The organism is Flavobacterium sp. R1_16 (genome assembly GCF_057652095.1).
In genome coordinates, this window is the sequence record NZ_JBYFCG010000001.1 from 552,561 (window position 1) to 576,012 (window position 23,452).

The window sequence follows — 23,452 nt, forward strand, 5'->3', positions numbered from 1 at the left end:
TACGTAGAACGGCGTATTTCGTAGTGATAGATTTTAAACCAACTTTGTTGAAATAAAATCTATCAATTATGAGAAAAATTACACCAATATTTTTAGTACTTTTTTTAAATTTCATCGATTTAAATGCACAATCTTTTCAACTGGTTAAGGATGTTAATCCTTCAAATGGAGGTTTATCCATAAATTGTTCTTTTCGAGAAGTAAACGGTAAATTATATTATTTGTTTATGGAGGAATTGGTTGGAAAAGTTGGATTGTTTGTGTCAGACGGAACTGCTTCGGGCACTACTAAACTAACTCCAAACGATATTGACATTAGAGGGAATACTATTGTAGGAGGAACCAAAATTTATTTTTTTGCCAATGATGGTGTAAACGGAATAGAACCCTATGTGTTTGATATAGAAACAACTACTTCAACCTTACTTAAAAATATCCATCCCTCAACAGACCCTTATAATTTTGATACATTTTCAGTCGAATTTTTAAGTGCTGACGCTAACAAGGCTTTTTTTTTAGCTAACGACGGAACCACTGGGAAAGAATTGTGGGTTACTGATGGAACTACTTCGGGGACAAATTTAGTTATGGATATTTTTCAAGGAGTAAATAGTTCAGCTATTGAAATCGCACCAAACCATTTAGGTTCAAATATGAAAGATGGTAAAATGTATTTCTTTGCCAATTATGGAACAGGTGGTTTCACTGTCAATGGAAAGGAACCTTGGGTGAGCGATGGTACACCAGCTGGAACTTTTATGTTGAAAGATATTAACCCAGGATATAATGGGTCAACCGATACGGCATACAACAAACAATTTATTGATTACAATAATAAAATGTATTTCTATGCAATAGGAAAAACAGCCAACTCCTATGGTATTTATGAAACTGATGGAACTACTGCGGGTACCGTTTTGTTTAAATCAATTGCTAGAGTAGATGAATTTAGTATTAAGGATAATTTATTGTATTTTACGTGTATTACAGGACCTTCAATATGGAGTTCAAACGGAACTAGTGACGGTACAGTACAAATAGCTTCTAATTCTGATTTGCAATTGAATAACGTGAATACTTGTCAGATAGTCAATGTAAATAATACTTTGTTTTTCAGAGGAATTAGTGAAACTATTGGTTCTGAGTTATTCAAATTAGATGCTGCGAATCAAATTATAAATAGTAAAGATATTTGGACGGGAACATCTAATGGTGTCAACAGTAATATTTATACCGACAGAAAAGTTTTGCAGGTATATAACAATGAAGTCTATTTTCTAGGTTCCAATGGATCATCAAGTGGCGCATTGCAAGTTTGGAAATCAGATGGGACAAGTTCTGGAACCATGGCTTTGACACCCCTTTCAGGTGGTGGATGGGCAGGAGGAAACGGAAATAATTACAACCTTTTTGCTACCTCTTTTGGTGTGTTTATGATTTATGTTCATCCAGTTACTGGAGGCGAGTTGTATTTTTATTCTAACACGCCTTTAAGCAATTCAACCTTTACAGATAGTTCTCAAGTAAAAGTTTATCCAAATCCCTCAAAAGGTAATTTTACTATTCAAGTGCCGAGTAGTTATATCGGATGTAAAGCTATAATTTATAATCTTCTAGGTCAATCCATCAAAGCGTTTTCGATTGATGAGGTGAATCAAAACACCAATCTTGAAAAAGGAGTTTATATGCTACAAATTCAAAAAGGAAATCAAGTTAGTACTAAAAAAATAATAATTCAATAAATATGAAGAAAGCGTTTTATTTGATGATATTGACCACATCGGCAGTATTTTCTCAATGTCCAGAAGGATTGATAACCAGCGAACAAAATTTAGTTAAAAATGGTGATTTTGAGGAAAGTAATACGCCATTTGAATCTGATTATTCTGAAGAAGAATTAGCTGGAGCTAGTCATTACAGAATTACAGATGATGCCTATAATTTTTCACCCATCTATTTTAAAGGAAAAGGAGATGGAAATTTTATGGCAGTTGATGGAGCAAATGGAAGAAACCTAACGGTTTGGATGCAAAATATTTCAGTCAAAAAGAATACCACCTATTTTTTCTCTTGTTGGGTCAATACATTAAACGTAAAAACTGGACCACCAGCGGTTTTGCAATTTTCGATAAATGGGAAACTACTTGACAGACCCTTCGTTTGTCCTAATAAATTAAACAAGTGGGAACAGTTTTTTGTGCTTTGGGATTCAAAAGATGAAGAAAAAATAGCTATTAGAATTGTTAGTCAAAATCCTGATTGGGATGGAAACGATTTTGGTTTAGACAGAATTAAGTTTTATGAATGTCAGGAAATCAAATTAAAAATTGTCGAGGATAAACCAGTGGTATTAAGAAATGTATTGTTTGATACAAATAGCGCTACAATTTTGGAATCGTCTTTTGCCGAGTTAGACGAATTGGTGAAATATTTGAACCTAAAAAAAGATAAAAAAATTGATATTTCTGGACACACTGATAACATTGGTAGTGATAATGCTAATCAAAAACTTTCAGAAGCTAGAGCAAAGTCAGTTATGAATTATTTAATCCAGAAGGGAATCGATGAAAACAGACTGACCTCCGTTGGGCAAGGAGAAAAAATACCAGTAGATTCAAATGATACTTTCGAAGGACGACAAAAAAATAGACGTGTCGAATTTGTATTTGTTAAATAAAGAAAAAGGGCTTCAATTTGAAGCCCTTTTTCTTTAAAGTTTACTTTCCAAACTTTTCCAACCACCACCGTTAATAACGTTGATGTCATTTTGTTTTAAGATGGACGCAGCCTGAGCACTACGCATTCCTGAGAGGCAACAAACAATTACTGGTTTGTTCGCTTTTTTAATTTCTCCTATTTTGTCTTCAAGATCAATTAAAGGAATGTTTTTGGAGTTTTTTATATGTCCTCCAGCAAATTCAGATGGCGTTCTTACATCTATAATTAGAGCTCCTTTTGCAACAAATTCTTGAATACTGTCTGCTTTACTACCTATTTTTAAAAAATCTAATAATCCCATAATTTTATGTATTTATGGGGCAAATGTAGCCTGCTCACAGTAATAAATTTGTAACAAAAGTTACCTTAGCCAAAAATAAATTCTATATTTGATACAGCATCACAAAAGAGTAAAGATGAAAGAAGCCTACGTAAAACAGGAAATACATAACGAAATTGCTACTATCGAATTTTTTCATCCTGAACATAATTCGTTGCCATCAGATGTGTTACATCAATTGACTCAAACCATTATTCAAGCTGGAAACAATGATACCATAAAAGTAATCGTTTTGAAAAGTGGTGGAGATAGAACCTTTTGTGCCGGAGCCAGTTTTAAAGAGTTGGTTCAGATTAATAATGTCAATGATGGTAAAGTATTTTTCTCTGGTTTTGCTAATGTGATTAACGCCATGCGCAAATGTCCAAAATTTATTATTGGCAGAGTGCAAGGCAAAACAGTAGGAGGAGGAGTAGGCATTGCTGCTGCAACCGATTATTGTTTGGCAACACAACAGGCAGCGATAAAATTAAGTGAGTTTACCATTGGCATAGGCCCTTTTGTAGTGAGCCCAGTTGTAGAACGCAAGATGGGCATTTCGGCAGTATCACAACTTACTCTTGATGCCAATCGTTTTTTTGAGGCTTCTTGGGCAAGAGAGAAAGGATTGTATGGAGATGTGTATGAAAATAGTGAGGCATTAGATGTTGCTGTACACACCTTAGCAACAAGTTTATGCAGTTACAATCCAGAAGCCATGCGAGAGGCCAAGAAAGTATTTTGGTCAGGAACTGAAAACTGGGATGTACTTCTGGCAGAGCGAGCAGACATAAGCGGAAGACTAGTCCTATCTGATTTTACAAAAGAAACCTTGAAAAAGTTTAGTAAAGAATAAGGATATATAACGGTTTGCGGCTTTGCGAAGAAGCGGATTTCGGAGCACAAAACTGTCAACATACCACAAAAGTTGATGCGAGGTAGAATGCTCAATTAACCACTGAACCCGCTTTTTTGCAAAACCGCTGTTATCGGTTCGGTGTTCTTCTTTGTCCGCTTGGTTGTCTGTCGGTTTTACGGTGCGGTTGGACAGACACACTCTTTGCCAAGCTTGGGTTGTAGCGTTGGCTTGTGCGGCTTGGCAATGTGTGTGTCTGTGAAGCGATGGCATTTTCTTAGATTAATTTTGTTCCGTCCATTTTATACAAGTCGTCCAACCAGTTTGCTGAACCTGTCAAAGTGTTTAGAGTCATAAAATCAGTATGGTTCTCTTGCATTGTCTTTTTAGGTTTATTATTGAAAGTCCCATTTGTAACAACTGCTAATGCATCAACTTTTTCCCAACCTATAATTCTGCCAGTAAATGTTGAATATTGGATTGCTCCAGTTTGGTCTGTCAGTTTGTACAAAGAATCAGATAGTTCGTAAATTCCTTTGAATAAATCCCCTGCTGCATTTGTCTGTCTGATTTGAATTTCTTCACCACCTGCAACAATTACTTCAATTGAATTTTCTTTATGTAGCTTCTCAATGGCTTCAACAACTTGAATTACCCTCTTTATTTCTCCTTTGTATCTTTCAACTCCAACATCAGCGTGACTTAATGGATTAAGAAGAATTCGCAAATATTTCTTTAATTCTAAATACAAAGGCGGAACTGCACCAAATCTTGGCCAAAAAACATTTATGGAATTCTCCAAAATGTTTTGAAAAGGCATTTTATTGTTGCTTTTCTCACTGCTTTCTTTGTCTTTCCAACAATATTCTGGTAGCCATTTGCAAAATATTTCTTCCGAATATTTTCTGATATAGTTCGCTGCTGCTGGATAATCGTGTTGTTTGTAATGCTTTACTGCTATTGCTAAATCATTTTGCTCATAAAACACTTTGGGCTTTTCAAAACTATTTGGGTCAGTATCATCAATATCATCTGCATACATTTCAATGAGTTTCCAAGTATCTTTTTTGTTTGCTGGAAGATTTGAAATATCGTTTTTTATGAATGTAAATAATGAACGGTCGTGAGTAAGAATAAAAGTTTGATGCCCTTTGTCTCTGTTAGCTTCAACTGGTTCTGTTATATCATAGAACCACGCATATTCATCTAAAATTAATTTTACAATTTTGTCTCTATTGGACATATCCAAACTTATCATCAAATCATCAAGCACAAGGATTTTTACTGGTGCATCTTGAATACGCCTTTCCATTATGGCTAATCTAATTGCTAAAGCAACTCCTGAAAGTCTGGCTTCATTTAAAAATGATTGAGGTTTTAAAACTGGACCTGTACCATTAAAATCGTCTATTCTTAAACGAATTGCAAAATTTGGTTTGGAATAGTTGGCTTCAGATAATTTGTGTGCTGAAACCTTTACTAATTCAAGATGAAAAGTTATTTTGAATTTCAGTTTATCTTGAATAATTGGATTAACTCTTTGATTGATGTTTTGAATTAAAGTCCCTAAATCTCGTTCAAAGCGTTCAACTAAATTATTGAATTCGGTATATGCCGCATTATGTGCAGCCTTTTGCGGAAATCCTAATTCGCCATTTTTCTTTGGATATGTTTTATCTGGGCCACGTTCTACAATTTTATAAATAGAACCTGCATTGCGTAATTGAATGCCAACACCCAGTTCATTATGCCAATTGGTATCAGTAAATTGTACATAGCCTAAAACAGCATCTTCGAACATTGAAAATAAATCAACTTCTTCACTGTGTTTTACGGAATGTGAACGCTGTAAAAGTCTGTAATTCAAAAAATCACTAGCAAGTAAACTTTCTTTTGCTTGGTCGCTTGTGTTTATTGCTGTATTTTGATGACTTACTTCAAAATCTGAATCGTCATTCATCACGATTTTTATGAAGCTATTGTCTACACCAGCCGCATCTGTTGTGGCGTGAATGTTGACTAAACTTTGTGGGTTTAGTTTGTTGAAATATTTTTGAATTTGGGTTGCATCAGACTTTTGCGAACTTTCCAATAAGGTGTATAATGCCCAATAAAAAGAGGACTTTCCAGAACCGTTTTCACCATAAAGCAAAATATTCTTTCCATCTATTTTAATAGGTTCTGTTGCTGGAAAGAACTTGAAATTATTGATATGTAATTCTTTTATTCTTTTCATTGCTAACTTGTTGCTGCGTTAATTCTTGCAATGGTTTCACTACGGCTGCTGGCTACCAAAATACGGTTGCGAATGGGATTGTCCTTTTGTTGCAACTCATAATACACTTTTTGTATGGTGGCTTTTGGGTCTTCTGCTTTGTTAAGGTCTGGAAATGCCCTTTCGGTTACAAATTGCAACACATCTATTTCCTTGGCTTTCATTTCTTCTTCAAAGTACAGTTCGTACACCATCATATTTACCAAGTCTTCAAAAACTTGGCTAACAGCTTCGTTACTCACTTTTTCTAAAACTGATTCTTGTTTCGGATCGTTCAGGTAAATGAGATATTCAGCGATGTTTTCATAAGGTTTTCTAGCTGTTTCTTCCAATTCAGGAATTGGCAATTGTTCCACAAATATTTTTGACCACTGATTGGTTCCAACTCCTGTTGAAGATGAAACTTTATCTAAATACCATTCCATTGTTTTGGAATTTAAAACCGTCATCAAATATTTATTGCAATGGCTTATCATTATATAAGCAGGTGCGGTTACGTGCATACCTTTGTTGTCAAATGCAAAAGCAGGTTTGTCTGAAATAGAAAGCCAAACAAGTTTTTCACTCTCAAAAGCGTCAATGTAAGCACAATTCCTCAAATTTGTCCAATGGTCGCCTTGGTCAGACCGTTCAATTAAAGTTTGTATTTCACCTTTATTGTTTGGCTTGACTAATTCAGAGTCTTTATCTCTAAATTTTAGTAGATGTTCATATATTACTGGATAATCTTTTTCTACTTGAATTCGTGCTTTATCTTTAGTACCGTTGTGCGGAAATAATACATAATTTTCATTAAAAGAATATCCGTATTTTTTTATCTCACGACCTCTTAAAAGAGGCTTAATTATATCAGCATTTTTTGAATCTCTTTTAATAAATGTGTCTTTCTGCTCTTCTGAAATAAAAAATGCGTCATTAAGTCCTGTAAGGAAACCTCTATTAAATTCAATCTTCCAGTCCTTTAGTTGTGTTCCTGTTTCCGCAATTTTGTTCTTTATTTCATAATCAGATTTTGAAAGAATTACCCAACTTTCTTTCGACAAATCATTGAGAAAAATTCCATTTTTAGTTAAGTAGTCGTTGATAGAAGTACCAACCTTGTAGTCACCTTTTACAGCAACGGCTTCCAATTTTTTGTTCCAGCTTTCACGCTTTGCAATCAGGATATTTACTTCTACAGTCGCAGAAGGGAAAATTTGCGTGTCTTCAAAATTTAATAAAATTTCAGGGTTGCATTTTGTTGTAAAATAGTCTCTCAGACTTTCGCCAAATTTGGTTCGCATCCAAGTGTTTGAAGTAATATAAGAAAGGATACCTTCATTCTTTTTGAGCAAATCAATTCCCTTTTCATAAAACAAACAATAAATATCGCCTGTTCGTGCAAAGGTTTCAAAACCTGCATCTTGTAAAATGTCGGTTTCTTTGCCCATTTTTTGCAATTGTATATAAGGTGGATTACCAATCATTACATCAAAACCGCCTTTGTCAAATACATCCATAAAATACAAATGCCAAAGGAAATAAGGTCGTTCGTCTGTGTTTTCAAATTCTAATAAACGTTTGCGTGCAGCTGTTTTGCTTTGTAGTTGAGCTTGACGTTTTTCTATTTCTTTTACTTCTTTGCTTTTCTGAAAGTACTGGTCTTTTTGGGCATGACTTAAGTTTGATGTTTTGCTTTCTAATTGCTTTTCATAAGTAGCAATTTCGATCAACAGTTTATTCTCAAAAAACTCTAAGGACTTATCAATATGATCCATCACTATTGAATCTATTTGCTTGTGAATAGAAGTTTTTTGTTCTTTTTCTTCTACTTTAAAATAATCAGCAATCAATTCTTTTATGTTATTTCTGTTCTCTTTTGAAAAACCATAATCTGCTTTGGGTTCTTCAAAAAGTGTAGGTTCAATTATCCGAACCTTTGGTTCTTCAAACAACGCAACTTTGCCTAATTCAATGCCTTCAAAATGCTCCAACAAACTATTGCCCTGCATAATCTTATAATCCAAGTTGGGCAAAGGGTGTGGGTTCAATTCATCAACCACTAACGAAAGCCAAAAACGAAGTTGGGCAATGTCAACAGCACCTTTTTCTAAGTCCACGCCATAAATGGAATTTTGTATGATGTTCTTTTTTACTTCGGCTGGCTTAAAGTCTTTATTGGTTTTTAGGTATGGATAAATAAAGCGTTTAGCTTCAAAAATCTCTTGCAACATTCCAATCGGGAAAGCACCTGAACCAATGGCAGGGTCACAGACTTTAATATCGTCCAGTTTTTTATTGAGTAAAATGGCATTTTCTTTTTCAGCCAATAAAGGTGAAACGGTATGAAAGCGAATAAACTGTTCAATGTCTTTTTGCTCTTGAAATGTATTGAGCAAATACTGAATCAAACTTTCCTTGCACATATACTGCACAATTTCTTTGGGAGTATAAAATGCTCCCTTGTCTCGGTTGTCTTCTAGTAAGTTTTCAAAAATATGCCCAAGCATTTCTGGGTCAATTCCTACTTCGTGGTCGTCTGGGCTGTTTTCGTCAATCGTGAAATTGAATTGGTCAAAGAATTCTAACAGTTCCTTGAAAAAATCGGCTGGGAAGTCAATGTCTAAAGTGGCTTTGTTTTTTTCGGGTTCAAAAAGACCTCCGTTTAGGTAAGGTACACGAGAACCGTTCAGTTTGCCATTGAGTCCTTTTACCTCAAAAATGTCATTGGGTCTTTTGGTATTCAGGGATTCAAAAAACAACTTAGTCAGGCATTGGCTGTGGAATTTTTCAGGCTTACTGAAATCTTCAAACAACTGATACATAAAACGTGGGTGTCCTCCAGTCCATTCAAGGGTGTTGGCATCACAACCCATCCAACCTTTCTTTTCCAAAAATTGGAGGAAAACGATTCTACCTAAAAGTTTTTTGACAAAATCACGAATGGGTTTTTCTTCTTTGTCCTTGGTTTCTTTTTCGGTATCAATCAGTTTGGCTCTAAACGGATTGTTTTCATCCGCCAAATGTTTGGCAAATTTCTCGTAGTGTGCTTTGTAGGTTTTAAAGAAGTCTTTGTTCAGAGTTTCCACCGAAAACACTTCTTTCAGTTCCTTGATGTTTACTTCGCCCTTTTCTTTTTTGTCTGCCAATACCAACATTCGCTTTGCAGGTGTAGTGCAGGCTTCATTGCCACCCAATAAGTAAGTGTAACGTTTAGGTTTGGTTTCGCCTTTGATGAGTTCACCTGTTTCTAAATCAATACTAGCTTCTTTGGCTATGAATGAAAAACGGTAATCTGCTTGGTTTTTATTGTAGAAAAATGCCAAAGCCCCGTGAATGATGTTTTGGTCGATGTGTTTGGCTGCAATTTCCCGCAAACCTTGACGGTTGCGAACAATGCTAATGCTGTCGGCAACTTCTACCGTGAAAATAGCCAATTGCTTTCCGTCATCCAGTTTTACCGTACCGATTTGTTTACCGTCAATGACTTTTTCATCATTTAGAAACACATTTTCAGGATGACTGAAATAGTCAATCTTTTTGAAAAACAAAGGCAAAATCTCCTTCCAAATGGAGAAGTCGAAAGTTTGCTGTAATCTATGTTTTAAGTCTTTTTCTTTCATTGTCTAATCACATTTCTTCTATTTAAAAGCTAATTACCGGCCAATTCGGCCAATTACTGGCCAATTATTGTAATTCATATTTTGCTCCTCTACCTTTCATAGTTGGTGCTTTAAAAATTTCAAATTCAACTAACTGCGATAATTCCTCTGTGGCAGTTGTTTTACCAATATCATTCAATTCCTGATAATCACTATTTGTAATTTTCCCTTTTTCTTTTACAAAAAGTACCGCTTTGATTTGCCTTTCATTTAAACCCAATTCGGTTAGATACTCTTTGTGATAAATATCCTTTCTAAACTCAACTAAAAAATCAGAGCCTTCAAAAGAATAGTTTGGTTCTGGAATACCTGCTTCTTTGCAATAGTTCATCATTTTTTCAATACCTCTTCCCCAAGATTCAATATAGCCACTTCTGAAAAGCGTGTTGGCTATATCAGGGTTATAAGGTTTTGAAGCGTGTTTCTTTAAGAGATTATGCACTGTCCAATTATCAGGCAATTGCCCATCATTCCAAATCATTATTCGGTCTTTAAATACTTTAATTTGAATAGGTGCACCACCTGAGTAATCTTTGTGAGCCACTGAATTCAATAAAGCCTCTCGGATGGCTTCTTTAGGATATTCGTAGGTTTCAACTCTAGAAATTCCCTCATAGCTTATCAAAGCTTTGATGTATTTGGTAAAGAGCAAATCCATTGTTTTCTCAATTTGCTCAAACAAATTTCCGTGAGTTTCATCTTGATACATCAAATCTGCTTCGTTTTCAAAAAAGCCAATTTTGATATAAGCACCTGTTACATATTTTTCGGGTTTGGGATGAAAAAGTAGAATAGCGGCTCTTTTGAGCATTTTTTCTTCTTCCAGATACAATTGTAAACTTTCCAAAAGTTCTTGATTGGTTCCGTCTATATCCTCAGGTTCTAGTCGTTTACTTTTGGTAGCTTTCTTTCGAAAGAAATCAAAAGTGTCATTTTTTAAGTCGTCTGTGGTAATATTAGGAACAGGTACTCCATCCCATTTTTTGCCTTGTCGTTGCAATAGAAATTTTGCTAAGGCAGCACCTTTTAATTCCTGTAAAGTACTTCCAGACCGATAATAATACTTGCCACGTAAGCTGATTGGAAAAGGGTAGGGTTCTACTACAATCTCCAAATAATCAGCACCATTTGCTGTATGCAAGTTTACATCTACCATCAAGCCTAAAAGATCCCTTACTTGATTGGGCAAGTCTTCCAAGAGTTTTTGGGCATTATCCAAATGTTTGGTGTTACCCTTGTCATCAATTCCGATAAACAGGGTTCCACCTTGAGCATTGGCAAAACCACAAATCCATTTGAAGTAGTCATTGTGCCAAGACTCTTTCCATTCTATATTTTGATGTTCTTTGGTATGTTGACTCATTGACTAAAACTTTCAGTGATAATAATTTCAGGATTCAAGGTTTTAACCCTTACAATTTTCTTCTCGAATTCCTGTTCCGCTTCCTCATTCATTAAAGGGTAGTCTTTTAGGATTTCGATTACCTTTTCTAAAATGATTGCAGGCTTCAAAGGGAATTTTTTCAAAGTGCGTTGAAACTTGTTGATGTCTCTTTGCAGATTTTGAAAACGACCTTGACGTAAAGCTTCTTTAGCCTTTATTATTAAGGCTCTTTCCTCTTCATTCACCAAAGGAAGATTAAGCATTGCATCCAAATAAGCATTTGCTTTTTTCTCATTCGGACCTTGGGTCGTATCAATTTTTTTATCCTTAGCTTTTTCTTTTTCGAGCAAATCAGAGAACAACAATATCCCTGCTTGAACTTGTTCGTGATGTTTTGAGTGCAACGCAATAGCCTTTTCTAAAACTTCTGCTTCAAAAATCTTTACAGTTTCCAAAAAGGTAAGCTCTTCCGTTTCTTCATTATCTTTTACTAAAATGAAAGCATCACGTTTACTGTCTTTGATGTAACAGATGGTACTTTGATTCAGGTCTTTGTTTTTTCGTCCTACTCTGGCACGGAAAGGCATATTTTTTATTTGCTTGAAAACACCTGGTGTTTTTTCCTTGATATCTCTAATCATCATCAAGTAAGCCAATTTTTCGTCCTTTTCTTCCTCCATTTCTTTGTCGAAAAGTCCGAAAGTTTCTGTTTCCTCATCAGGCGAATATATTTGACTGTCCTCACCCAATGCGGCGTGAAAAGATTGCAGTTTCATAATGGCTTTCTTCTCCAACTCAATATCATTATTCACTTTAGCTGTAGGATAGAAGTTGAAAACGTGAACTTCATCAGCCGTTGAACCAATTCTGTTAACACGACCAATTCGTTGCATCAATCGGGTAGAGTTCCAAGGCGTGTCATAATTCACAATCACGTTGGAACGGTGCAAGTTGATACCCTCAGCTAATACTTCTGTTGTTAGAATAATGCTGTAATTATTTTCTTGCTCGACTTTAGGCAAATTGGCATCAAAGTTTTTGCGAACCGCTGGCATTCGGTCTTTTCTGGATTTACTGTCGACAGATATAATACTTGCTGAAATATGTTTTGGAAGTTCTCTTTCTAAATAGACTGTAGTTTCTTTGCTTTCAGAAAACACAACCAACTTAGATTGTGGATTTATTGACTTGCTCAATAGAGTGTTTTTCAAATATTCAATAAACACTTCAAGTTTTGGATCTTCATTAATTTTTTCCCATTCTGCCGATAATTCTTTAAGCAGTCTTAAGTCGTGCTGTAGACCGGGTAAGAAATCATATTCAAAATCATCAGGTTCACAAATATCAATGGTTGGGTCTTCAATAGATTTTTCTAAAACCAAGTCCATTAATTCTTCTTCTTTGCCTTCGTTTATCATATCCGAAACAGGCAAATTTGGAGCAATGAAGATGCGACCATTTTCAAACATAGTAACCATTGCTTCGGTGGCTTTTGTAAAACGGAAAAGCGACTGTTTAAAAGCGAAAAAACTACTATCAATTCTTTTTACTAAAAGCGTTTTCATAATCTTGGCTAATTGAGCCGAAATCATATCCGCTTGTTTATACTTGTTCTTTTTATGCGGCTTTAAAAAGCCAATAGCTCGATAACGATTGTATTTCAACCCTTGCGTTTCGTGGCTAAGAACGTGAATGGTTTTATCATACAAATCTTCCAAGTGTGGTTCAAGCACATAAAGTATTTTCTTAGGCTGTTTTACTTTTGGAAATTTGATGTCTTGTTTTTCAAGGTCATTGGAATAAAGTTCGTGAGCCATTAAATCCGTTCTTGTTCTTCGAACAATAAGCGGTTCAATAACTTTGGTTCTCACTTTTTCATAAATCTTTTTTACACCCGCTTGAACTTTGGCAATATCTGGTTCGTCCTTTAATTTCTTATAGGGGTCAATTATCTCTTTTCTAAAAAAGTGCTGTAAGTTTCCTGTTTCAAGCGTTGATTCTTTGCTGTCCTGAAAAAGATAAACTTGGTTAGCAATATCCTCGGGTCTGTTGTTCAATGGAGTGGCAGAAACGAGTATAACACGCTTAGGAACGGTTTTGCCGTCAGGCATAACTCTTCTTGTTGGTGTTTTACAAATCTTTTGCAAGTCATTATACATTCCTGCTGTATCAGAACGGAATTTGTGTGCTTCATCCACAATTATTAAATCATAAATCGTTGCATCATTGATTTTATGCAAACTTCCGTTTGTGATGATTTTTACATTGTCTAAGTTGAATTTTTCAATTGTTTCAGCCCAGTTTTCTTTTAATGCTGGTGGTACAATAATTAGTGTTCTTGAACGGTGTTCTGGAAAACCATTGGTGTAAAAATATTTTTTAGCGATTAGGGTTGACACAATTGTTTTTCCAAGTCCGACAACATCAGCCAAGAAAAAACCATTGTGTTTCATTAATTTTGTGAAACCATCATTTACGGCATCCACTTGATATGAAAGTCTTTTGAAACCTTTTGGCAAATCAGAAATAGAGTTTGGATCAAACTCAATACTTTTTCCAAAATACTCAATCAGAAATTTCAGATAAACTTCATAAGGTGTGTAATTGTCGTTTAAGTAAGTTTCTTTTTGGAGTTTTTCAATACTGTCAATATCAACAGGAACGGCTTCATCCCATAGTTTTTCGAATGTTTTGGTTGCAAAATCAATGTCTGAATTATCTCTTAATTCAACATTGAATTCAAAGTTTTTAGAAAGTCCTGCATCAGTTAAGTTACTTGAACCAGTAATTACAGAACCGTAGCCGTGGTCGTGTTTTTCTTGCTCTCTGAAAATATAAATTTTTGCGTGAATGTTTTGTTTCGGATGAATCTTGATTTTTACTTTTCCAGTGGTAATGTCCTTAATCAATTGTATCATACCATTTTCAACGGTCTTGTCGTATTCAGCTTCTTGGATATTCTTTTTTACTTCCTGAAAAAATTCTTCTTGTGCCTTTTCTGCATCACCGTCAAATAAAACTCCTTGCTGATTGGCTTGATAAACCAAAGAGTCAATGTTGATACCTACAAGAATTCTTATTTCTTGAGCAATCTCAACAAATTCACGAATTTGAAAATATCCTGATGCACGGAAGTAACCAACCAAAGCATCTAAGAAATGGATGTTTTTATGTTTGAAAATACCTTCTATTTTTTTTAGAAGAGTATTCTGTTCTTCGTTGGTGAAAAATTTCGTGCTCATATTTTCTTCAATACATTTTTAAGCCCATCAGTCAAAAACTCCAAATCTCCAAGTTCAGATAAAATAGTCGACTGGATAAACTCAATTTGTATTTCTTTTTCTTGAACTTCTAAAGTCTTAGCAAGTGTCGGCAACATTTCCTTTGTCGCCACTCTTTCATTGCGTTCAATTTTGCTTAGAATAGAAGTGTCAATGTCGAGTTCAGCTGCAACTTTTCTCAATGGAAGTCCTAGCTGTTCACGTCTATTTCTTAAATACTCTCCAAATAAATTCATTTTGTCTATATTGTTTTGACAGATTCGTCAAAATTACGATTTATTTTTTATTTCTGTCGTCCGTGCGTTGGGGAAAATTCAAGCTCTTTTGGTTTTGCGATGGGGCGGCTTTGTGTGTCGGGCAAAACCAAATGTGCTTGAATGTGCGTTGGCTGTCTTTTTACACTGACCGATAACGGTTGGGGCTTGGCGCAGTAGCGGATTTATGAAAACCGGAACTGTCTGCCCGTTACAATTTTTGTTAAAAGTAGTAAATATAATTTTACCAATTCTACCGCTATTGAGCCAAACCCGTGTTGGTGGCAGTGCTTTTTTTTAGTTTAAATATTTCTCTTCAAATTCTTGATAAGCGTCCTCTAAAATTTTGTTTGCTTTTTGTACATACTCTTCATATTTCGAGTAGTTTTTTTTGTATCGTTCCGCACTTTCGTTCAGTTCTTTTATGTCTGTTGGAACTGGAACTAAAATATTTTTCATATCCTTTGGATATAAATGAGATGTTTGTCCTCGTTTTTCACGGTTGATGAGTAAATAGTAATTTTTAGTATTAAATAACTGAAGTAAAAAGTATGGATTAATTTTACTCTTATCAACTCTCACATTTACAAGTTCCCCAACAAAGCCAATTTCTTCATTTTTCAATTCTTCGGGTATTTCAACAATGCAAGGATTCTTTCCTAAATATTGTGCTTGGTGTGCAGCGCCTAAAATTAGAATGTCTCCATTTTCTATAAGTCGAGTTGGTGCGTATTCGGGTTTTACAAAATCTACGAGCTCCAAATTTACTTTGCCTGTTTTCAATGAGGCTGCTTTTACGATTTTCGGGTCGTTTGAACTTTCGGAATAGTTATCTTTTGAGGGTGTTTTGCCAATAAATATTCCGTCTTCAACACAAACTTCTTCTAATCGTTTCAATTTGTATTTTGATTTTCCGATTTCTGCAATGATTGTTTCAAACATTGGAGAATAATAATAACTGTCAAGTCTGTTATTGTTTAGTTGACTTAATTTTTTTACATAAACTTCTTTTTCGTAAAAATGTTTTCCTTTTAAGAATTCATTGTATTTCGCTAAAATGTTGTTTAAATCGGTATTACTTTTTCTTCCATTTGCATCATAGCCAACTTCGTTAGCAATTGCACAAAAAATATCGTAGTCTTTCGATTTTTCGGTTTTATCGAGTTTACGCATTATGAGTATGGATGATTTTAAACCTGCTCCATAATGTGCAAACGTAACTTGTGGTAGTGAAATAATTGCTTCAATTTGAAATTTTGAAGTCATAAAATCACGAACATATTTTAATGTTGTATTTGTTAGCATTCCATCAGGAATGATAATAGCTATTTTTCCAGTTCCGTATTTTAAATATTGCCAACATCTTTCCAAAAATAGGATTTCTGTTTTTTGAGTTTTTCGGATTTTGTCGGTATTGTCTTTTCCTAATTCAAAAGTTCCCAGATAGTTCTTTTCTTCTTTTTTTACAGTTGCTCCAAATGGTGGATTTGTAATAATTAAATCAAAATCATTTTCTTTAAACCTTTGGTTTATGGATTGGATTTTTGAATGAAGTTCCAAAGCGTCCGAACAAATCACGTTAGTATGTCCGTCATCGTGAATTATCATATTCATTTTCGCAACTCTGGCAATTCGTTCATTTACTTCAATTCCAAAAAGATTATTTGCCGCGAAGTCGTGCCAATATCTGTAATGTTCAGGCGAATTTTCATCGTAATATTCACTTGCTTGTTGTCTGATATGGCCTAAAGCTACAAAAGAAAACCACCGCTACCGCAAGAAGGGTCTAAAACTTTTGTTTTGTTGTTGAAATCGCAACTATTGACAATGAAGTTTACTATTTCTCTTGGAGTAAAATATTGACCTTGTTTGCCTTTAAAAAAATCTTCCATAAAACGTTCAAAAGCAACTCCTTTTGTATCAAGGTCGGTTTTTGAAAGGTTTACACCTTGTAAGTGATTGACAACAGTAAAAAGTTTGGTAGGAACGCTTAAAATGTTTTCGCTAAAAACATCAGGGTCATACTTTTTTGCTTCGTCATAAATTGAAATTATACGTTTGTGGACGCTTTCGGCTGTTTCGTGAGTTTTGATTTGAAAATCATAGGCATCTCCATTTTTTCTTGCGGTTTGTTCGTCCCGAACTTTTACGAAAATGATTTTACTCAATTCGTCAAACGCTTCTGTCGGTTGCATTTTTCCACCGTCCCAAAGTGTATTATGACATTTTTCAAGAAGTCTGATAAGTTCCTCTTTTTGGACGGGTTTTAAATCCCAATTTACGTCCCCTTTTTTGAAACGAAACTCTTGTACTTTTCCATAATTTACAGGAATGTCGGCAATGATATTTTTTTCTCTCTCGTTTGGAGCGAAGCCTTTAACGTCAAAGAAACGTCTTGTATTTCCTGCAACAGTTCCGTTGAATGGTGCACGAATTGAATTGGAGTTGCCAAACGCTTGTTCAATTGCTTGTTCAAATTCAGCATCAGAAATTCCGTCACGTTTACATTCGATTACAATGTATGGGTTGAGTTTTTCGTCATCTTCATAAATTACGATGTCCGCAAGGTCGCTCGGAGTTCTTCTTGGAACTACTATTTCAAAATCAATTCGTTTGGGCTGATATTGGTATTTTTCGATAAGCTCAACGTAATATTCAGCTCTTACAATTTCTTCTGGGTCAGTAAATCTGTAATTTTTATCTTGTTGAATATACGTTATTTTCTTGTTGTCTGCCGTGAAAGAAATGTAACCTTTCTTAACTCCTAATTCAATTAACTCTGTTTGTTTTTGCATTTGCTTCTCCGATTTACGGTAGCTAATGCCTTTCATTCGTTTAAGTCTAAATGTTGTATTTTACCCAAAACGTCCGATAGCATTGCCACCAACTTGTTAATATACGAAATAAACCTTCGCATATACACCCATTTTTGGGTAGCTTGGCGAAGGTTTGTTTCGCATTATGTTAAAACCAAATGTATTAATTTTTTACTACAAATCATCGAAAGGGCTTTTATTTCGCCAAAGCTACGTTTACTATTTTTCATAAAAATTACTTCATAAAAAAAAGCAGCCTTTCAGCTGCTTTTCTATTCTACAAAGAGATTGTTATTCTACAATTTTTTTCATGGCGGTCATAGCTGCACGAAGTTCAGCACCACAAATTTCGATAGAGTGGTTGCGAATGGCTGCATTTACTTTTACCAATTCAAAATTGTCCACTTGTCCGTTTGCGGTAGCGTTGAAGTTTTTACCAATGATGTTGGTATCTACTTTTTTCATGAAATCAGTCAAAAGGGGTTTACAAGCATGGTCAAACAAATAACAACCGTATTCTGCCGTGTCAGAGATTACTCGATTCATTTCGAACAATTTCTTACGAGCAATAGTATTAGCAATAAGTGGTGTTTCGTGTAACGATTCGTAGTAAGCAGATTCGTTTTTAATACCTGAGCAAGTCATGGTTTCGTAGGCCAATTCTACTCCAGATTTTACAAATGCAACCATCAAGGTAGCATTGTCAAAATACTCTTGTTCAGAAATGTCGAAGTTTCCAGCAGGTGTTTTTTCAAAATCGGTTTCGCCAGTAGCAGCTCTCCAGCTCAATAGGTTTTTGTCTCCGTTAGCCCAATCTTCCATCATTACTCTAGAGAATTCACCAGATAAAATATCATCCATGTGTTTTACAAATAAGGGACGCATGATGTCTTTTAATTCTTCTGATATTTTAAAAGCTTCAATTTTTGCAGGATTAGAAAGACGATCCATCATGTTGGTAATACCACCAATTTTTAAAGCTTCGGTAATTACTTCCCAGCCGTATTGTACTAATTTAGAAGCATAACCTCTGTCAATTCCTTTTTCAACCATTTTGTTGAAACTCAAAATAGAACCTGTTTGCAACAAACCACAAAGAATGGTTTGCTCTCCCATTAAATCCGATTTTACTTCAGCTACAAAAGAAGAAAGTAAAACGCCGGCTCTGTGTCCACCAGTTCCTACGCAATAGGCTTTTGCAATATCTAATCCGTCGCCATTAGGGTCGTTGTCTGAGTGAACGGCAATAAGTGTTGGAACACCAAAACCACGTAAATATTCGTGACGCACTTCAGAGGCTGGAGATTTTGGCGCAATCATAACAACGGTTAAATCTTTACGGATTTGCATGCCTTCTTCTACAATATTGAAACCGTGAGAATAAGATAAACAAGCTCCTTGTTTCATTAAGGGAACAATTTTATTGATAACAGAAGTATGTTGTTTGTCTGGAGCCAAATTAGATACCAAATCAGCTGTTGGGATTATTTCTTCAAAAGTTCCTACTTCAAAACCGTTTTCAACTGCATTTTGATAGGATGCTCTTTTGTTGTCTATAGCTTCTTGACGTAAAGCATAAGCTACGTGAAGACCACTATCGCGCATGTTTTGACCTTGAGCCAATCCTTGAGCTCCACATCCAATAATTACAATTTTTTTGCCAATAAGTTTAGTAACTCCATCTGCAAATTCACTGCTTTGCATAAAATCACATTTTCCTAATTCCTGAACTTTTAGACGGTGTGGAAGTGAATTGAAATAATTTGCCATTTTTAAATTGATTTAATTTTTAAATTTTGTTTTTAGTTTTGTTGTTTACATTTCGAAAATCATACTCTTATGATTCAAAAATTCGTTATTGATTGGTTTTTTGGTAGGATCATTTTTCTCCATATCCAAAACCTTTTTATGAACTCCTTCACTGGATTTTATAATTGCTATTCGAGAGCTTCTCACAAATTCAATTAGTCCGTATTTATCTAATTCTCTCAATAAGTTGTTCACTTCTTCGTCCTGACCAGTAGTTTCAAAAACGGTGTAATCTTCCCGAATTACCACTGTTCTAGCTCCATATTTGCGAAGTAAACGTTCTACTTTAACTTCTTTCATAATAACAGAAGTAGGAACTTTGTATAGAGCAACCTGTTGCCAAACAATTTCTTCATTTGTATTATAAAATACTTTAAATACATCTACCAATTTTTCCATTTGGCGAACCAAATTTTTGACTACTTCTTCAGTCTCGACTACTACGATGGTAAATCGGTGAATGTTGTCTATTTCGCTTGGAGAGGTGTTTAAACTTTCTAAATTAATCTTTCTCCTCGAAAACATGATGGCTATTTTATTGAGTAAGCCTACTTGATTTTCGGTATAAACGGTTAGTGTATATTCCTGTTTCATTGGGATTATTTTAGATTTCCTCTTTTGTTAATACAATTTCTGCCACTCCTTTTCCTTGTGGAACCATTGGAAACACATTATCTTCATGAACTACAGCCACTTCTAAAAGGAAAGAACTAGGATGATCTAGCATTTCTTTGAGGCTTTCTCTTAGTTTTTCTCTTTCGGAAACATGTTTTCCATCAATGTTATATGCTTTGGCTAGTTGCACAAAATCGGGACTTGTAATGTCGGTATAGGAGTATCTTTTTTCATGGAAAAGTTCTTGCCATTGACGTACCATTCCTAAAAATTGGTTGTTAAGAATTAAAATCTTAACATTAGGCTTGTATTGCATGATGGTTCCTAATTCTTGAATATTCATTTGTGCCCCACCATCACCCATAATAGCAATGATTTGTCTTTCAGGGGCTCCAAATTTTGCTCCAATGGCTGCTGGAAGGGCAAATCCCATGGTGCCCAGACCACCACTGGTTACATTACTTCTTTTGATGTTTTGTTTGGTATATCGACAAGCCACCATTTGGTGTTGTCCCACATCGGTTACAATAACAGCATCCCCTCCTGTTAAGTCATTAAGTACATTAATAACTTCAGCCATGGTTAAGCCTCCTTCAGTAGGGTTTAGTTCTTTATAAACTAGAGTGTTGTTTTCTTTTTCTCTTTTTTTATCAAATTCAGCAAACCATTCAGGATGCGTTTTTTTCTCAATTAAGTTGGTTAGTAACGGCAAGGTTTCTTTGCAATCTCCCCAAACAGGAACAGTGGTTTGAACGTTTTTGTCAATTTCTGCAGGGTCAATATCTAAGTGAATAACTTTAGCTTGTTTGGCATATTTATCTAAACGTCCCGTAACTCTATCGTCAAAACGCATTCCTACGGCAATCAATACGTCACATTCGTTTGTTAGATAATTTGGACCATAATTTCCGTGCATTCCTAGCATCCCTACTGCAAGAGGATGATCGGTTGGTATTGCACTCATTCCCATGATAGTCCAAGCGGTTGGGATTCCTGATTTTTCAATAAAAGCTAAAAATTCTTTTTCAGCATTCCCGAGTAAAACCCCTTGACCAAATATGATAAAAGGTTTTTTGGCTTGGTTGATAAGAGCGGCTGCTTTTTCAATATAATCTTGACGAATAATTGGTTTTGGTCGATAGCTTCTAATGTGGATACATGGTCTGTAGCCAATGTATTCGAACAGTTGCATTTGAGCATTTTTAGTAATGTCTATTAAAACAGGACCAGGACGACCGCTTTTAGCAATGAAAAAGGCTTTGGCCAATATTTCTGGAATTTCTTTAGCATCAGTTATTTGATAATTCCATTTGGTAATTGGAGTTGTGATGTTGATGATATCTGTTTCTTGAAAAGCATCAGTACCTAATAAGTGTGCAAAAACCTGTCCAGTAATACAAACTAGTGGAGTAGAATCAATTAGAGCATCGGCTAAACCAGTGACTAAATTGGTAGCACCTGGTCCGCTCGTTGCAAAAACGACTCCAGTTTTTCCGCTAACTCTAGCATATCCTTGGGCAGCATGTATGGCTCCTTGCTCGTGTCGTACGAGGATATGACTTAGTTTATTACTAAAATCGAAAAGGGCATCATATATTGGCATTATGGCACCTCCAGGGTAACCAAAAATGGTATCCACTTTTTCAGACAATAAAGCATCAATAACGGCTAGACTACCCGATGTACTTACGGCTTTTTTATCTGTGTTTTCTTTTTGTGAGCGTTCTAATGTATCCATGTTCTTGCTATTATGATTCGTCTGTAACGCAGCCTTCAGAGGCATTTTTTACTAATTTTGCATACTTATAAAGTACACCATTGGTGACTTTTAGCTGAGGAGTTACAAATTTCTTTCTTCTTTCTTCTAATTCTTCATTGCTAATGGCCAAATGTATTTTGTTATTTACAGCATCTAATTCTATGGTGTCTCCATCTTTTACTAATGCTATAGTTCCGCCATCATAGGCTTCGGGAGTAATGTGACCTACCACAAAACCATGTGTCCCACCACTAAATCGTCCATCTGTAATTAAGGCTACACTTTTTCCAAGTCCAGCTCCAATAATTGCTGAGGTTGGCTTAAGCATTTCGGGCATTCCAGGTCCGCCTTTTGGACCAACATAACGAATAACGACGACATCTCCAGCTTTAATTTTTTTGTCTTCAATACCTTGAATTAACTCTTTTTCACCGTCAAATACTTTGGCTGGACCAACAAATTTTTCACCTTCTTTTCCGGTAATTTTAGCTACAGAACCATTTTCAGCGAGGTTTCCGTATAGTATTTGAAGGTGCCCAGTTTCTTTTAGAGGTTTTTCTAATGGTCGAATAATGTTTTGGTCTTCAAAATCAATGTCTTTGATGTCTTTTAAATTTTCGGCAAGTGTTTTTCCAGTAACAGTAATGCAGTTTCCATGAAGCATTCCTTTACTTAAAAGATATTTTAGAACCATTGGCACTCCACCTTTTTCGTGTAGGTTTTGCATTAAATAATTTCCTCCTGGCTTAAAGTCAGCAATTAATGGAGTTTTGTCACTAATTCGTTGAAAATCATCTATAGTAATTTTTACGCCAACACTTTTTGCTATAGCAATCATGTGTAGTACAGCGTTTGTACTTCCACCCAAAGCAATTAAGGTGGTAAGTGCATTTTCGAAAGCGTCAAAAGTCATGATGTCTTTCGGGCAAATATCTTTTTCAAGTAGTATTTTTATGTAGCTGGCTGCTTGCTTGCATTCTTCAATTTTTTCATGACTCACAGCAGGATTAGAACTTGAGTAAGGAAGACTCATTCCAAGTGCTTCAATCGCAATTGCCATAGTATTGGCAGTATACATTCCGCCACAAGCACCCGCTCCTGGACAAGAGTTTTTAATAATGCCTTTGTATTCTTCTTCAGAGATTTTTCCTGCAATTTTTTCACCCAAAGCTTCAAAAGCAGAAACGATGTTAAGGTCTTTTCCGTGGTATTTACCTGGGGCAATTGTTCCACCATAAATCATAATCGAAGGGCGATTCAACCTACCCATAGCAATAATCGCTCCGGGCATATTTTTGTCACAGCCAGGAATCGCAATTACTCCATCATAATAATGACCTGCAACCACACTTTCTATACTGTCAGCAATAATTTCTCTACTTACTAATGAATAACGCATTCCATCAGTACCATTCGTAATTCCGTCGCTTATACCAATAGTATTAAAAATCAGACCCACCATATCTGATGCATTGACTTCGACTTTGACATAGGAAGCCAAATGGTTCAAGTGCATGTTACAGGTGTTTCCATCATATCCCATAGAAGCAATTCCTATAAAGGGTTGAGCTAATTTGGTTTCATCTAAACCAATTCCATATAACATGGCTTGAGATGCTGGCTGAGTTGGATCTTGAGTTACAGTTTTACTGTATTTATTTAATTCCATGATAGTATTTAAGTTGTCTTAATTGTTTTCGTTTTACTAGTGAATTTTTCTGAATA

The 23,452-nt window shown here is 35.3% G+C and carries 15 protein-coding genes; 3 read left to right on the forward strand and 12 right to left on the reverse strand.

Annotated elements, in window-relative coordinates:
• Positions 1-68: 68 nt before the first annotated feature.
• A complete protein-coding gene (locus AC23L6_RS02460) occupies positions 69-1,742 on the forward strand; it encodes a T9SS type A sorting domain-containing protein (protein WP_487560714.1) in 1,674 nt (557 codons plus the stop codon).
• 2 nt (positions 1,743-1,744) lie between these two features.
• Entirely contained in the window at positions 1,745-2,677 is a 933-nt protein-coding gene (locus tag AC23L6_RS02465) for an OmpA family protein (protein WP_487560715.1), read from the forward strand.
• A gap of 33 nt (positions 2,678-2,710) precedes the next feature.
• Here the strand turns inward: AC23L6_RS02465 and AC23L6_RS02470 are convergent, their stop codons facing one another.
• Positions 2,711-3,019, reverse strand: coding sequence for a rhodanese-like domain-containing protein (locus tag AC23L6_RS02470; protein WP_487560716.1), 309 nt, complete (start codon positions 3,017-3,019; stop codon positions 2,711-2,713).
• 115 nt (positions 3,020-3,134) lie between these two features.
• On the opposite strand from AC23L6_RS02470, the gene AC23L6_RS02475 reads away from it, so the two are divergent.
• The gene (locus AC23L6_RS02475; protein WP_487560717.1) at positions 3,135-3,893 is read left to right on the forward strand and encodes an enoyl-CoA hydratase/isomerase family protein; all 759 of its coding nucleotides are present in this window, start codon (positions 3,135-3,137) and stop codon (positions 3,891-3,893) included.
• 277 nt (positions 3,894-4,170) lie between these two features.
• Here AC23L6_RS02475 and AC23L6_RS02480 read toward each other — a convergent pair whose 3' ends face one another.
• From AC23L6_RS02480 to ilvD, 11 genes are all read right to left on the reverse strand, one after another.
• Positions 4,171-6,129: an AAA family ATPase gene (locus AC23L6_RS02480; RefSeq protein WP_487560718.1), complete on the reverse strand. Its 1,959-nt coding sequence runs from the start codon at positions 6,127-6,129 to the stop codon at positions 4,171-4,173.
• Positions 6,130-6,131: 2 nt separating this feature from the next.
• Positions 6,132-9,770 (reverse strand): Eco57I restriction-modification methylase domain-containing protein, encoded by a 3,639-nt coding sequence (locus tag AC23L6_RS02485; RefSeq protein WP_487560719.1) that lies wholly within the window; start codon positions 9,768-9,770, stop codon positions 6,132-6,134.
• Positions 9,771-9,834: 64 nt separating this feature from the next.
• Positions 9,835-11,172, reverse strand: coding sequence for an ATP-binding protein (locus tag AC23L6_RS02490; protein ID WP_487560720.1), 1,338 nt, complete (start codon positions 11,170-11,172; stop codon positions 9,835-9,837).
• Positions 11,169-14,435, reverse strand: a complete 3,267-nt coding sequence (locus AC23L6_RS02495; protein ID WP_487560721.1) for a helicase-related protein — start codon at positions 14,433-14,435, stop codon at positions 11,169-11,171. The genes AC23L6_RS02490 and AC23L6_RS02495 overlap by 4 nt, the downstream gene beginning before the upstream one ends.
• Complete coding sequence (locus AC23L6_RS02500; protein ID WP_487560722.1) at positions 14,432-14,710, reverse strand: helix-turn-helix domain-containing protein; 279 nt, start codon at positions 14,708-14,710, stop codon at positions 14,432-14,434. Before AC23L6_RS02500 ends, AC23L6_RS02495 begins: the two co-directional genes overlap by 4 nt.
• Before the next feature lie 315 nt (positions 14,711-15,025).
• Positions 15,026-16,468 (reverse strand): N-6 DNA methylase, encoded by a 1,443-nt coding sequence (locus tag AC23L6_RS02505; RefSeq protein WP_487560888.1) that lies wholly within the window; start codon positions 16,466-16,468, stop codon positions 15,026-15,028.
• An 11-nt stretch (positions 16,469-16,479) separates the two neighbouring features.
• Complete coding sequence (locus AC23L6_RS02510) at positions 16,480-17,559, reverse strand: type I restriction enzyme HsdR N-terminal domain-containing protein (RefSeq protein WP_487560723.1); 1,080 nt, start codon at positions 17,557-17,559, stop codon at positions 16,480-16,482.
• A 276-nt stretch (positions 17,560-17,835) separates the two neighbouring features.
• On the reverse strand, positions 17,836-19,314 hold the full coding sequence (gene ilvC, locus AC23L6_RS02515; RefSeq protein ID WP_487560724.1) for a ketol-acid reductoisomerase: 1,479 nt from the start codon (positions 19,312-19,314) through the stop codon (positions 17,836-17,838).
• A gap of 45 nt (positions 19,315-19,359) precedes the next feature.
• A complete protein-coding gene (gene ilvN, locus AC23L6_RS02520) occupies positions 19,360-19,947 on the reverse strand; it encodes an acetolactate synthase small subunit (RefSeq protein ID WP_487560725.1) in 588 nt (195 codons plus the stop codon).
• Positions 19,948-19,957: 10 nt separating this feature from the next.
• A complete protein-coding gene (ilvB, locus tag AC23L6_RS02525) occupies positions 19,958-21,706 on the reverse strand; it encodes a biosynthetic-type acetolactate synthase large subunit (RefSeq protein ID WP_487560889.1) in 1,749 nt (582 codons plus the stop codon).
• Positions 21,707-21,716: 10 nt separating this feature from the next.
• On the reverse strand, positions 21,717-23,396 hold the full coding sequence (gene ilvD / locus AC23L6_RS02530) for a dihydroxy-acid dehydratase (RefSeq protein ID WP_487560727.1): 1,680 nt from the start codon (positions 23,394-23,396) through the stop codon (positions 21,717-21,719).
• Positions 23,397-23,452 lie beyond the last annotated feature (56 nt).